This is a genomic window from Kitasatospora sp. NPDC057015, from assembly GCF_042673745.1.
Lineage (GTDB): Bacteria > Actinomycetota > Actinomycetes > Streptomycetales > Streptomycetaceae > Kitasatospora.
The window spans coordinates 121,075-134,516 of the sequence record NZ_JBHUSG010000022.1; the positions used below are offsets into that span (position 1 = coordinate 121,075).

Below are 13,442 nucleotides of genomic sequence, written 5' to 3' on the forward strand. Positions count from 1 at the left end.
CCGGTGATACCCGTTCGCCCGAATCGCACACCAGCCCAGCAGGGCGCCGAGCCCAAGGCAGCGGGCCCGCCGGCCGGACAGGCACCGGCGGCCGGACAGCCGCCGCGGACCGCGGAGCGCGCCCAGGCCCCGCAGGCGATCACCCCGCTGACGGAGTCGACGGCCGAGAGCCACATGGCCGGCGTCTGCTTCAAGATCGGCCCGCCCCGACTGGTCGGAGTGGAGGTCGAGTGGTTCGTCCATGACGAGCGATGTCCCGAGTCCACCGTCCCGCCCGAGCGGGTGGCCGCGGCCCTGGATTCGCTGCCGCCGCACCCCGACGGCCAGGTACTACCCGCAGGGTCGCTCATCACCCTCGAACCCGGCGGGCAGGTCGAGCTCAGCTCCCCGCCCGCGGACAGCCTCAGCTCGTGCGTCGAGGCCACCCGACGCGATCTCGGTGTCCTCCGGTCCGCGTTCGCCGCGCAGGGCCTGCGTCTCACCGGCACCGGCACCGATCCGCTGGACCGCGACCGCCGGATGGTCCTGGACCACCCCCGCTATCTCGCGATGGAACGGTTCTTCGGTCGGTCGGGCCCGTGGGGCCGGATCATGATGACCGGTACCGCCTCGGTCCAGGTCTGTGTGGACGCCGGCTCCGAACTGGGCCCGCACGCGCTCGCCGACCGCTGGCGGCTGGCACACCTGCTCGGCCCGGTCCTGGTCGCGGCGTTCGCCAACTCACCGCTGCTGGACGGAAAACCGACCGGCCACCGGTCCACGCGGCAGACCGTGTGGTCCCGGATGGACCCCAGCCGCACCCTCGCCCCCGGGATGGACGGCGGCGACCCCCGCGCCGCCTGGGCCGCCTACGTACTGGACGCCGAGGTGCTCTGCATCCGCCGGCCGGACGGGCAGCCCTGGACGGCGCCGGCCGGCCTGACCTTCCGGAACTGGCTGCGCGGCGCCGGCGACCGCCCGCCGACCTGGGCCGACCTGGAGTACCACCGCACCACGCTGTTCCCGCCGGTCCGACCGCGCGGACACCTGGAGTTGCGGATGATCGACGCGCAGCCCGGCGACGGCTGGGTGGTACCCGCCGCGCTGACCGGTGCGCTGTTCGACGACCCGGTGGCCGCCGACGCGGCGCTCGCCGCCCTCGAACCCCTCGCCGCCGCCAACGGCGCGCGCCCACCGCGCAGCGCCGTCTGGCAGCGCGCGGCCACCCAGGCGGTCGGCGACCCGCAGTTGCGCCGCGCCGCGCTGGCCTGCTTCGCCGCCGCCGACGCGGCCCTGGCCAGACTGGACGGCGCGGGTCATCTCCGCAGTGCCGTCGCCGAGTTCGCCGATCGCTACCCGGCCCGTGGCCGCTGCCCGGCGGACGACCAGCTGGACGCCCTGCGCTCCGGCACCCGACTCTCACCCCCGGAGGCCGCACCGTGCTGAACCACGACACTGACCCCGGTACCGCAACCGCCCGCCCCCGGACGCCCGGCCTCGACCCGGCTTCCGCCCCGTCTCCTGTTTCCGCCCCCGCTCCCGCGGTGCCCGCCCGGCCGGGCACCGACGGACCGGTGGCGGACGCGCCGGGCGCCGAGGCCCTGCGCGAGCTGATCGCCACCGAGCTGATCGCGGCCCGGGCACGCACCGCCGCCCTCACCGACTGCGTCGAGGATCCCGATCTCACCGCCCAGCACTCGCCGTTGATGTCGCCGCTGGTCTGGGACCTCGCCCACATCGGCAACCAGGAGGAGATGTGGCTGCTGCGCAACATCGGCGGCCGTGACCCGATGCGCCCGGAGATCGACCCGCTCTACGACGCCTTCGAACACCCCAGGGCCGAGCGGCCGAGCCTGCCGCTGCTACCGCCGCACGAAGCCCGGGCGTACGCCCACGAGGTGCGCGGCCGGGTGCTCGACCTGCTGGCCGCCAGCCCGCTGGAGGGCCCGCCGCTGCTGGCCGGCGGCTTCGCCTTCGGCATGATCGCCCAGCACGAACAGCAGCACGACGAGACCATGCTGATCACCCATCAGCTCCGCCAGGGCCCGCCCGCCCTGGCCGCCCCGGCGCCCCCGCCGGCTCCGGCCGACGCCGCCGCACTGCCCGCCGAGGTGCTCATCCCGGGCGGCCCGTTCCGGATGGGCACCGACACCGAGATCTGGGCCCTGGACAACGAACGCCCCTCCCACGAGATCGAGTTGGACGACTTTCTGCTGGACACCACGCCGGTCTCCAACGCGGCGTACCAGCGGTTCATCTCCGACGGCGGCTACCGCGAACCCCGCTGGTGGACGCCCGAGGGCTGGGAGCACCGCAACCGGGCCGAGCTGAGCGCGCCGCTGTTCTGGAGCCTGGACGGCGGCCAGTGGCTGCGCCGCCGCTTCGGCGTCCTCGAACCCGTCCCCGGGGACGAGCCGGTCCTGCACGTCAGCTGGTACGAGGCCGACGCGTACGCCCGCTGGGCCGGACGGCGGCTGCCGACCGAGGCCGAGTGGGAGAAGGCGGCCCGGCACGACCCGGCCACCGGCCGCTCCCGCCGGTACCCCTGGGGCGACCAGGCCCCCGGCCCCGAGCACGCCAACCTCGGCCAGCGGCATCTGCGCCCGGCTCCGGTGGGCAGCTACCCGGCCGGCGCATCACCGCACGGGGTACGGCAGTTGATGGGTGACGTCTGGGAGTGGACGGCCAGCGACCTCCGCCCCTACCCGGGCTTCCGCGCCTGGCCGTACCGGGAGTACTCCGAGGTGTTCTTCGGGCCGGAGTACAAGGTCCTGCGCGGCGGATGCTTCGCGGTCGCCCCGGTCGCCTGCCGGGGGACCTTCCGGAACTGGGACTACCCGATCCGGCGGCAGATCTTCGCCGGGTTCCGCACCGCGCGCGACCCGGAGCACCGCTGATGCCCGCACCCGACCGGACGAGGTGCCGGAGGGCGTCCCGGACAGCCCCCGGGGCGCCCCCGCGGGCACCGCACCGACCCTCCCACCCGCGACTGCCGCAGCCGTCGGGGCGACCCGGGGAGCTGATCTGATGTGCCGTCACCTTGCTTACCTCGGCCCGCCCGTGACCCTGCGGGACCTGGTCGTCGAGCCGCCGTTCGGGCTGTACCGGCAGTCCTGGGCCCCCAGGATGCAGCGGTACGGCACGCTGAACGCCGACGGGTTCGGCGTGGGGTGGTACGCGGACGGCGACCCGGTGCCGGCCCGCTACCGCCGGGCCGGGCCGATCTGGGCCGATCCGTCGTTCACCGACCTCGCCCGGGTGGTGCGCAGCCGGGCCGTGCTCGCCGCGGTCCGCTCGGCCACCGAGGGTTGCGCGCCGGGCGAGGCGGCGGCCGCCCCCTTCGGGGCCGGCGGCTGGCTGTTCAGCCACAACGGCGCCGTCCAGGGCTGGCCCGACAAGCTCGACTCGGTCGCCGCGCTGCTGCCGCCCGCCGAGTTGCTGTCCCTGGAGGCGCGCAGCGACTCCGCCCTGGTCTGGGCCCTGGTGCTGCACCGGCTGAGATCCGGCTCCGGCCTCGGTGACGCGCTCGGCGCCGCCGTCGCGGACATCGCCGCCTGCACCGACGCCCGGTTGAACCTGTTGCTCACGGACGGCAGCACGATCGCCGCCACCACCTACGGCGACACACTGTTCCACCGCAGCCGTCCGGGCCACAGCGTCCTGGTCGCCTCGGAGCCCGCCGACGACGGACCCGACTGGGCCCCCGTCCCGGACCGCTCCCTCGTCCTGGCCACCACCGAGGGCGTCACCGTACGCCCGCTGTGATCCCCCGCGACACCGTCCGCGGCCACACCCTCCCATCCCGCCCGCGGGCGAATCCCGCCCGCGGACACCACCCGAGAGGACGACCCACCGTGCGCCCCTTCGATCTCACCCGCCTGCTGCCCGCCGACCACTTCACCCGGGCCCTGCGCCACGACGTGCAGCACGGCCTGACCTCGGATCCCAAGTGGCTGCCCCCGAAGTGGTTCTACGACGCCAGGGGCAGCGACCTCTTCGAGGAGATCACCCGGCTGCCCGAGTACTACCCGACCAGGGCCGAGCGGGCCATCCTCGCCGCGCGGGCCGGCGAGATCGCGGAGGCCTCGAAGGCCCGGACGCTGGTCGAACTGGGCTCCGGCTCCTCGGAGAAGACCCGGCTGCTGCTGGACGCCCTGCACGAGCTCGGCACGCTGGAGACGTACGTGCCGGTGGACGTCAGCGAGAGCGCGCTGACCGCCGCCGGGCAGGCGCTGGCCGACGAGTACCCGGAGCTCGCGGTGCGCGCGGTGCTGTCGGACTTCACCGCCGGGCCGGGGCTGCCGCCGGACGGCGGGCCCCGGTTGGTCGCCTTCCTCGGCGGCACGCTCGGGAACTTCCTGCCGCCCGAGCGGGCGGAGTTCCTGACCACCCTGCGCGGCATGGTGGACCGGGGCGACTTCCTGTTGCTGGGCACCGACCTGGTGAAGGATCCGGCCGTCCTGGTCGCCGCGTACGACGACTCGGCCGGGGTGACCGCGGAGTTCAACAAGAACGTCCTCAACGTGCTCAACCGGGAGCTGGCGGCGGACTTCGACCCGGAGGCGTTCGAGCACGTCGCGCTCTGGGATCCCGAGCAGGAGTGGATCGAGATGCGGCTGCGCTCGCTGCGGACGCAGACCGTGAAGATCCCGGCGCTGGACCTGCCGGTGCACTTCGAGGCGGGCGAGGAGCTGCGCACCGAGGTGTCGGCGAAGTTCCGCCGCGAGCGGGTGGCGAAGGAGCTCGCGGCGGCCGGGTTTCGGCTCTCGCAATGGTGGACAGACGAGGCGGGCAGGTTCGGGCTTTCACTGGCCGAGCCGGTGTAGCCGGCCCTTATGTTCAAGACATGAACAGAAGACTGCCGGGCCCATCCCTGTTTGAGCTTGCCGTATCGATTCATACGAACATATCTTGAACGCGCGTTGCGGCAACCCGGCCGCAAAGCGTTCATGCTATGCAGGCTCACTGTTGAGCACCGGGAGAGAGATTCCGTGACCGCCACCCAGTCGTCAGCCCTGCCCGGCCAGGCGTCCGGGGCTTCGGCCCCGACGCCCGACCGGCTCGGCTTCGTCGTCTTCATCACCGCCGCGGCCGCCCTCGGCGGGTTCCTGTTCGGCTACGACAGCTCCGTGATCAACGGCGCCGTCTCCGGCATCCAGGACAGATTCGGCGTCGGCGACGGCGTGACCGGTCTGATCGTCTCGTCCGCACTGCTCGGCTCCGCGCTGGGCGCCGCCCTGGCCGGCCGGTTCGCCGACCGCTACGGGCGGATCAAGGTGATGAAGGTCGGCGCGGTCCTCTTCGGCATCAGCGCCGTCGGTTCGATGCTGCCGTTCGCGGCCTGGGACCTCGCCCTGTGGCGGGTGCTCGGAGGCGCGGCGATCGGCATCGCCTCGGTGATCGCGCCGACCTACATCGCCGAGGTCGCCCCGACCCGCTACCGCGGTCGGCTCGCGTCCTTCCAGCAGGCCGCGATCGTCCTCGGCATCGCCATCTCGCAGCTGGTCAACTGGGTGCTCACCGAGTCCGCGGGCGGCGACACCCGCGGCCAGCTGCTCGGCCTGGAGGCCTGGCAGTGGATGCTCGGCGTCTGCGTCGTGCCCGCCGTCGTCTACTTCGTGCTGTCCTCGACGATCCCGGAGTCCCCGCGCTTCCTGATCTCGGCCGGCCGGCTCGACGAGGCCCGCGAGGTGCTCAAGGAGGTCGAGGGACCGGCCGCCGACACCGACGCGCGGATCACCGAGATCCAGGGGCTGATCGCCTCCGACCACCAGCCGCGCTTCAAGGACCTGCTGGGCGGGCGCTTCGGCCTGCTGCCGATCGTCTGGACCGGCATCGGCCTCTCGGTCTTCCAGCAGCTGGTCGGCATCAACGTGATCTTCTACTACTCGTCGATCCTCTGGCAGTCGGTCGGGGTCGACCAGAGCAACTCGCTGCTGATCAGCTTCTCCAGCTCCATCATCAACATCGTCGGCACCGTGATCGCGATCCTGCTGGTCGACCGGATCGGCCGCAAGCCGCTGGCCCTGACCGGCTCGGCCGGCATGGCCCTCTCGCTGGGCGCCTGCGCCTGGGCGTTCTCCTCGGCCACCGGGAGCGGTGACGACGTCGCCCTGCCCGACCTCCAGGGCACCGTCGCCCTGATCTCCGCCAACGCCTTCGTGCTCTTCTTCGCGATGTCGTGGGGCGTGGTCGTCTGGGTGATGCTCGGCGAGATGTTCCCCAACCGGATCCGGGCCGCCGCCCTCTCGGTGGCCGCCTCGGCGCAGTGGATCGCCAACTGGGCGATCACCGTGTCCTTCCCGTCGATGGCGCGCTGGAACCTCTCGGCCACGTACCTCGCGTACGCGCTCTTCGCGGCCGGGTCGGTCCTCTTCGTGGCGAAGTTCATGAAGGAGACCAAGGGCGTCCGCCTGGAGGACATGGGCTGACCCGCCCCACCCCGCGGTACGGGCCACCCGCACCACAGCCTGCCCCGCACCACAGCCTGCCGCAGCGCGCCCCGGGACGAACCCCGGGGCGCGCTGCCGTCCGCCCGACGCGTCCGGCGTCGTCGGCACGCACCGGGCCCGGGCCGGGGCGCGCCGGAGGCAGGCGGGCAGGCGGGCAGGCGAAAGCACAGCACCATAGCGGTAATCGCCGGTGCGCAGGAGCCGATTCGTTCACTCTCTGCGGCCGGGTGTACGCATCCGGTACTCCTGGACGTCTGGGAGGGATGATTCTTGATCTTCAACCGGCTCCGCACCCGCAGACCCGCCGTGGCGACGGGCGCCTGTCCGTACGGCCACACCGCACCGCCCGCGCCCGCCGCGTCGTCACCGCACGCGCCGTCCGCGCCGCAGGCACCGCAGGCACCGACGACCGACGGTCCGTTCCCCCCGGCAGCCTCCGCCGCGCCCGCGTCCGGCCACGGCGCACCGGCCTCCGTGTTCACCGACCCGCAGCAGGCCGCGGCCTTCGTCCGGCAGTTCCACCGGGAGCGGCCGGACGGCAGCGGCCCGGCGGCGAGGCTGCGCCAGGTGCTGGACGAGATCGACCGCACCGGGACGTACGAGCACACCGCCGAGGAGCTGGCCTTCGGCGCGCGGCTGGCCTGGCGCAACGCGGCACGCTGCATCGGGCGGTTGTACTGGCGCAGCCTGGTGGTGCGCGACCTGCGCCACCTCTCCTCCGCCGACGACATCGCCGACGAGTGCTTCGAGCATCTGCGGCTGGCCACCAACGGCGGCCGGATCCGGCCGGTCGTCTCGGTCTTCGCGCCGGACCGGCCGGGCCGCCCGGCGCCCCGGATCCTCAACCAGCAGTTGGTCCGGTACGCGGGACACCCGGCGCCGGGCGGCGGCTGGACGGGCGATCCGGCGGGGGCGCAGCTGGCGGCCAGGGCGCGCGACCTCGGGTGGAAGTGCGGCGAGGGGTCGTTCGAGGTGCTGCCGCTCCTGGTGCAGGAGCGTGCGGGTGCCCGCCCCGAGTGGTACGAGGTGCCGGACGACGCCGCGCTGGAGGTACGGCTGACGCATCCGGACCACGAGTGGTTCGCCGAGCTGGGTCTGCGCTGGTACGCGGTGCCGGCGATCAGCGACATGACGCTGGAGATCGGCGGCGTGCGCTACCCGACGGCGCCGTTCAACGGCTGGTACATGGGCACCGAGATCGGGGCCCGGAACCTGGCGGACGCGGACCGCTACAACCTGCTGGCGGAGGTCGCCGGACGGCTCGGGCTGGACACCTCCAGCGAGCGGACGCTCTGGCGCGACCGGACGCTGGTGGAGCTGAACGTGGCGGTGCTGCACTCGTTCCAGGAGGCCGGGGTGACGATGGCCGACCACCACACCGAGTCGGAGCGGTTCCTCAAGCACATCGCGCAGGAGAAGCGGCTCGGGCGGCCCACTCCGGCGGACTGGAGCTGGATCGTCCCGCCGGTCTCGGGCGGGCTGACACCGGTGTACCACCGGTACTACGACCCGGTCGACCCGTCCCTGCGCCCGGCCTTCCTCGCGCGCGAGCCGTGGTGATCAGCCATGGTGATCAGCCATGGTGATCAGCCGTGGTGATCAGCCGTGGTGATCAACCCTCCCGCCGCCCCGGGGCGGAACCGGGGCTGACGGTGCGCCGGTAGCGCAGTTCCAGGCCGTCGAGCAGGGCCTCCAGGCCGGTCTCGAAGGCGCCCTCGTCGATCGAGCGGCGGTGTTCGGCGAGCAGGTGGGCCTCGCCCAGGTGCGGGTACTCGGCGGCGTACAGGTCGGCGTCCTCGGGGAATCCCGCGGCGAAGGAGGCGAGGGCCGAGCCGGTGACGAAGTAGCGCATCAGGGCGCCGATCCGGGTGGCCTGGCCGCGCGGCCAGCCCGCGTCGACCAGGCAGCCGAAGACTGCGTCGGCCAACCGGAGGGCGTTCGGCCGGCGGCCCGGGCCCTGGGCGAGGACGGGGACGATGTTGGGGTGCGCGGCCAGGGCCGCACGGTAGGAGCGGGCCCAGTCACGCAGCGGCACGCGCCAGTCGCGGTGCTCCGGCCCGCCCGGGCCGCCGGCGCCGCTGCGCCGTCCCCCCGGTTCGCCGGCCGCGGCGAACATGGAGAGGTCCACCTCCCCCATCACGGTGTCCACCACCGCGTCGAGCAGCTCGTCCTTGGTGGCGAAGTGGTTGTAGAGCGACGGGCCGCTGACCGAGAGCTCGGTGGCCAGCCGGCGGGTCGACAGCGCGTCCAGGCCCTCCGCGTCGGCGAGCGCGAGAGCTGCCGCGACGATGCGGTCGCGGCTGAGCAGTGGCGTGCGCGGGCGGGCCATCGTCGGTTCCTCCGGTCGGGTGGGCGCGGGCGCTCCGGGCGGTCATTCTCGCAGGCGGCTCTTCCCAGATCGGTCGGGGCGGGTTAGAGTCCGAAAAAACTTGCACCGCTAGTTTAACGGATGGACGCCCCCATGAACCTGGAGCTCTCCGAGGAGCAGACCGCCGTCCGCGAACTCGCCGCCGGCTTCACGGACCGCGAGATCGTGCCGTACGCCGCCGCCTGGGACCGCGCCGAGTCGGTCGACCGCGCGATCATCGGCAAGCTGGCGGCGGTGGGCTTCCTGGGGCTGACCATCCCCGAGGAGTACGGCGGCAGCGGCGGCGACCACCTGGCGTACTGCCTCGTCCTGGAGGAGCTCGGCCGCGGTGACTCCGCCGTGCGCGGGATCGTCTCGGTCTCGCTCGGGCTGGTCGCCAAGTCCGTCAACGCGTACGGCACCGAGGAGCAGAAGCGGCAGTGGCTGCCCGGGCTGACCTCCGGCCGCTCGCTCGGCTGCTTCGCCCTCACCGAGCCCGGCACCGGCTCGGACGCGGCGAACCTCACCACCCGGGCCGTCCGCGACGGCGACCACTGGCTGATCAGCGGCTCCAAGATGTTCATCACCAACGGGACCTGGGCCGACGTGGCCCTGGTCTTCGCCCGGACCGGCGGCGACGCCCCGGAGCGCGCCGGACACCGGGGCATCACCGCCTTCCTGGTGCCGACCGACCTGCCCGGCCTCACCCGTACCGAGATCCACGGCAAGCTCGGACTGCGCGGCCAGGCCACCGCGGAGCTCGTCTTCGACGACGTCCGGGTGCCGGACGGCGCCCGACTCGGCGACGAGGGCAAGGGCTTCACGGTGGCGATGGCGGCGCTGGCCAAGGGGAGGATGTCGGTCGCGGCCGGCTGCGTGGGAATCGCCCAGGCGTGCCTGGACGCGGCCGTGCGCCACGCCGGCGAGCGCGAGCAGTTCGGCCGCCCGATCGCCTCGCGCCAGCTGGTGCAGGAACTGCTCTCCGACATCGCGGTGGACCTGGAGGCGGCTCGACTGCTCACCTGGCGGGTGGCCGACCGGATCGAGCGCGGACTGCCCTTCGCCACCGAGTCCTCGGTCGCGAAGCTTTTCGCGAGCGAGGCCGCCGTCCGGGCCGCGAACAACGCGCTGCAGGTCTTCGGCGGCTACGGGTTCATCGACGAGTACCCGGTCGGCAAGTACCTCCGGGACGCCCGGGTGATGACCCTGTACGAGGGCACCAGCCAGATCCACAAGCTGCTGATCGGACGCGCCCTGACGGGCGTCAACGCGTTCTGACGCCAGGTCACCGGCCGCCGCTGCCCGCCGTTCCCCTTCCTTCCTCCCTCCCTCCCTCCCTCCCTCCGACGTAGAGGAGCCCGACGAAGTGCGTCCCGTCTACTTCGCCGCCGCCCGCCGCACCCCCATCGGGCGGCTCCGCGGCGCGCTGTCCGGCGTCCGCCCCGACGACCTGTCCGCCGCCGTGCTGCGCGGGCTGCTCGCCGACGCGCCCGGTCTCGATCCGGCCCGGATCGACGACGTCTACTGGGGCGCCGCCAACCAGGCCGGGGAGGACAACCGCAACGCCGCCCGGATGGCCGTACTGCTGGCCGGGCTGCCCGAATCCGTCCCGGGCGCGACGGTCAACCGGCTCTGCGCCTCCGGCCTGGAGGCCGTGACCACGGCGGCCCGGGCGATCGGCTCCGGTGAGGCGGACATCGTGGTCGCCGGCGGCTGCGAGTCGATGAGCCGCGCGCCCTTCGTGCTGCCCCGCCCGGACGAGGCGCTGCCGCACAAGCTGGAGACCTTCGACACCCGGCTCGGCTGGCGCATCACCAACCCCCGGATGCACGAGCTGCACGGCGTGCTCAGCATGGGCGAGACCGCCGAGGAGGTGGCCGCCCGGTACGGGATCAGCCGCGAACGGCAGGACGCCTTCGCCCTGCGCAGCCACCGGCGGGCCGCCGCCGCGCGCAAGGACGGCCACTTCGACGCGGAGCTGCTGCCCGTCCTGCGCGCGGACGGTGTGACGGTCGACCAGGACGAGAGCATCCGGGAGGACTCCTCCCTGGAGCGGCTCGCCAAGCTGAAGCCGGTCTTCCGGGAGGGCGGGACGGTCACGGCCGGCAACGCCTCCCCGATGAACGACGGCGCGGCCGCCCTGCTGCTGGTCAGCGAGGAGGCGCTGAACGAGCTGGGCCTGGAGCCGCTCGGCCGGTACGCCGCCGGGGCCTCGGCCGGGGTCCACCCGGACGTGATGGGCATCGGTCCGGTGCCGGCCACCCGCAAGGTGCTCGGGCGGCTCGGGTGGAGCGTCGAGGACGTCGAGGAGGCCGAGTTCAACGAGGCCTTCGCCGCCCAGGCACTGGCCTGCGTGGACGAGCTGGGCTTCGACCCCGAGCTGGTCAACCCCTCCGGCGGGGCGATCGCCCTCGGCCACCCGCTGGGCGGCTCCGGCGCCCGCATCCTCACCACCCTGTTGCACCGCATGCGTCGCACCGGAGCCCGGCGCGGCCTGGCCACCATGTGTGTGGGTGTCGGTCAGGGCACCGCCGTACTCGTCGAATCAGCCTGAAGGAGCATCACAGCATGAGCAGGTTCTCAGACAGGGTCGCCGTCGTCACCGGTGCGGCCCAGGGCATCGGCGCGGCCACCGCCCTGCGGCTCGCCGAGGAGGGCGCGGCGGTCGCCGTGGTCGACCTGACGGCCGAGCGGGCGCAGGCCACGGTGGACGCGATCACCGCCAAGGGCGGCACCGCGCGGGCGTACGGCTGCGACGTGGCGGACCACGAGGCGGTGGAGGCGGTCTTCGCGCGGGTGGTGGAGGAGCTGGGCGGGCTGCACATCCTGGTGAACAACGCCGGGATCACCCGTGACAACCTCTTCTTCCGGATGCCGAAGGCGGACTGGGACGCCGTGTTGTCGGTCAACCTGACCAGTGCGTTCAACTGCGCGCAGGCCGCGCAGGCGTACATGGTCCGGCAGCAGTACGGCAAGATCGTCTCGCTCAGCTCGCGCTCCGCCCTCGGTGCCCGCGGCCAGGCGAACTACGCCGCGGCCAAGGCCGGCATCCAGGGCCTGACCGCCACCCTGGCGATCGAGCTGGGCCCGTACAACGTCAACGTCAACGCGGTGGCGCCCGGCTACATCGCGACCTCGATGACGGCCGCCACCGCCGAGCGGGTCGGCTCCACCCCCGAGGACCACCAGGCCGAGGTGTCGGCCCGCACCCCGCTGCGCCGGGTCGGGCAGCCGGAGGAGATCGCCGCGGTGGTCGCGTTCCTGGCGAGCGAGGACGCCTCGTACGTCAGCGGGCAGACCCTGTACGTCAACGGCGGGGCGCGCTGACCGCGATCGCCGACCGCTCCGACGGCGCGAAGGCCGACCGGTGAGTCGACGGGCGGACCGCTCGGGCCGCCCGTGGGCCCGGCCGGGGCCCGGCCGGGGTCGGACCGCCGGCTCGCGGTCGTAGTCCGCGGTCTGTCCGACCGTCACACAAATGGCTGGTCCCGGTGGTCCATGACCGAACCCGGGGCCAGCCTTTACCTTGTCCGGTGGCCTGGAGCGGTCATACCAGGAGTACCAAATGACTATGGCATGATCATGTTCTGATCGATGGGATGGCCGGACCGACCCCAGCAGGCCGGACCCTCCGTCCCAAGGAGTTCCATGGGCACCTCCCCCGCCACCGCGGGCACCCGCCGCTCCGCCGCCGTACGCACCCTCGCGCTGCTCGCCGTCGGGGCAACCGCCCTCAGCACCGGCAGCGTCGGAGCCACCGGCCTCGCCGCCGGCCCGGACCACGGGCACCGGCAGCCGGCCGTCCACGTACGCCCCGCCTCCCACGGGCACATCAGCGCCGCCGGCCGGGGCACGCCGCTGCCGACCTCGCAGTGCGTCGCGGAGATCGGCATCCACTGCTACTCGCCGCTGCAGTACCGCACCGCGTACAACCTCGACCCGCTGTACCGGCAGGGCATCACCGGCAAGGGCCGGACGATCGTGATCGTGGACTCCTTCGGCTCGCCGACCATCCAGCACGACCTGGAGGTCTTCGACAAGCAGTGGGGCATCCCGGACACCCAGGTCGAGGTGGTCAAGTGGGGCGACGTCCCGCCCTTCGACCCGACCAACGCCGACCACACCGGCTGGGCCGGCGAGAGCACCCTGGACGTCGAGTACGCCCACGCCGTCGCCCCGGACGCCCACATCGTCCTGGTCGAGACCGGCGTCGCCGAGACCGAGGGCGTCACCGGCCTGCCCGAGATGATGGACGCCGAGAAGGCGCTGATCAAGGCGGGCAAGGCCGACGTCATCTCGCAGAGCTTCGGGGCCACCGAGAACACCTTCCCCGGCTACGACAAGGGCGACTTCAAGTCCCTCACCGACCTGCGGTACGCCTTCCAGTACGCCGCCGCGCACGACGTCACCGTCCTGGCGGCCTCCGGCGACGCCGGCGCCACCGACTACCAGACCAACGGCGAGGACCTCTACCCGTACAAGGTCAACTCCTGGCCCTCCTCCGACCCGCTGGTCACCTCGGTCGGCGGCACCGAGCTGACCCTGGACGACACCGGGAAGCGCACCGCGCCCGACAAGGTCTGGCACGACGACTACGGCGCGGCCGGCGGCGGCGTCTCCGGGGTCTTCTCCCGCCCCTGGTACCAGACCGGCGTGGCCAGGGC

11 protein-coding genes are annotated in these 13,442 nt (G+C 73.3%); 10 read left to right on the plus strand and 1 reads right to left on the minus strand.

The features are described from left to right. The first annotated feature begins 3 nt into the window (after window positions 1-3). The 6 genes from egtA (at window position 4) to ACFTWP_RS21725 (ending at window position 7,991) form a co-directional block, all read left to right on the plus strand. Window positions 4-1,425 (plus strand): ergothioneine biosynthesis glutamate--cysteine ligase EgtA, encoded by a 1,422-nt coding sequence (egtA, locus tag ACFTWP_RS21700; protein ID WP_380266278.1) that lies wholly within the window; start codon window positions 4-6, stop codon window positions 1,423-1,425. A gap of 128 nt (window positions 1,426-1,553) precedes the next feature. Continuing rightward, the gene (egtB, locus tag ACFTWP_RS21705; protein ID WP_380266279.1) at window positions 1,554-2,876 is read left to right on the plus strand and encodes an ergothioneine biosynthesis protein EgtB; all 1,323 of its coding nucleotides are present in this window, start codon (window positions 1,554-1,556) and stop codon (window positions 2,874-2,876) included. Between the two features lie 130 nt (window positions 2,877-3,006). Next, complete coding sequence (gene egtC / locus ACFTWP_RS21710; protein WP_380266280.1) at window positions 3,007-3,744, plus strand: ergothioneine biosynthesis protein EgtC; 738 nt, start codon at window positions 3,007-3,009, stop codon at window positions 3,742-3,744. 89 nt (window positions 3,745-3,833) lie between these two features. Continuing rightward, window positions 3,834-4,805, plus strand: a complete 972-nt coding sequence (gene egtD / locus ACFTWP_RS21715; protein WP_380266281.1) for an L-histidine N(alpha)-methyltransferase — start codon at window positions 3,834-3,836, stop codon at window positions 4,803-4,805. A 165-nt stretch (window positions 4,806-4,970) separates the two neighbouring features. Beyond that, entirely contained in the window at window positions 4,971-6,410 is a 1,440-nt protein-coding gene (locus tag ACFTWP_RS21720) for a sugar porter family MFS transporter (RefSeq protein WP_380266283.1), read from the plus strand. A 495-nt stretch (window positions 6,411-6,905) separates the two neighbouring features. Next, window positions 6,906-7,991 (plus strand): nitric oxide synthase oxygenase, encoded by a 1,086-nt coding sequence (locus tag ACFTWP_RS21725; RefSeq protein ID WP_380266292.1) that lies wholly within the window; start codon window positions 6,906-6,908, stop codon window positions 7,989-7,991. A 52-nt stretch (window positions 7,992-8,043) separates the two neighbouring features. Here the strand turns inward: ACFTWP_RS21725 and ACFTWP_RS21730 are convergent, their stop codons facing one another. After that, the gene (locus ACFTWP_RS21730) at window positions 8,044-8,760 is read right to left on the minus strand and encodes a TetR/AcrR family transcriptional regulator (RefSeq protein ID WP_380266284.1); all 717 of its coding nucleotides are present in this window, start codon (window positions 8,758-8,760) and stop codon (window positions 8,044-8,046) included. 132 nt (window positions 8,761-8,892) lie between these two features. Here ACFTWP_RS21730 and ACFTWP_RS21735 point away from each other — a divergent pair, with 132 nt between their 5' ends. The 4 genes from ACFTWP_RS21735 to ACFTWP_RS21750 all read left to right on the plus strand — a co-directional run. Then, window positions 8,893-10,056 carry an acyl-CoA dehydrogenase family protein gene (locus ACFTWP_RS21735; protein ID WP_380266293.1) on the plus strand — a complete coding sequence of 388 codons (1,164 nt, stop codon included), beginning with the start codon at window positions 8,893-8,895 and terminating at the stop codon, window positions 10,054-10,056. Between the two features lie 88 nt (window positions 10,057-10,144). Then, window positions 10,145-11,332 (plus strand): thiolase family protein, encoded by a 1,188-nt coding sequence (locus tag ACFTWP_RS21740; RefSeq protein WP_380266285.1) that lies wholly within the window; start codon window positions 10,145-10,147, stop codon window positions 11,330-11,332. Window positions 11,333-11,346: 14 nt separating this feature from the next. After that, window positions 11,347-12,105, plus strand: coding sequence for a 3-oxoacyl-ACP reductase FabG (gene fabG, locus ACFTWP_RS21745; RefSeq protein ID WP_380266286.1), 759 nt, complete (start codon window positions 11,347-11,349; stop codon window positions 12,103-12,105). Window positions 12,106-12,426: 321 nt separating this feature from the next. Further along, window positions 12,427-13,442, plus strand: a 1,016-nt coding sequence (locus ACFTWP_RS21750; protein ID WP_380266287.1) for a protease, incomplete at its 3' end; no start/stop codon positions are given.

Coding starts and splice junctions, on each gene's coding strand:
- egtC (WP_380266280.1), top strand. CDS start 3,007: ATGTGCCGTCACCTTGCTTACCTCGGCCCGCCCGTGACCCTGCGGGAC.
- ACFTWP_RS21730 (WP_380266284.1), bottom strand. CDS start 8,760: ATGGCCCGCCCGCGCACGCCACTGCTCAGCCGCGACCGCATCGTCGCG.
- ACFTWP_RS21735 (WP_380266293.1), top strand. CDS start 8,893: ATGAACCTGGAGCTCTCCGAGGAGCAGACCGCCGTCCGCGAACTCGCC.
- fabG (WP_380266286.1), top strand. CDS start 11,347: ATGAGCAGGTTCTCAGACAGGGTCGCCGTCGTCACCGGTGCGGCCCAG.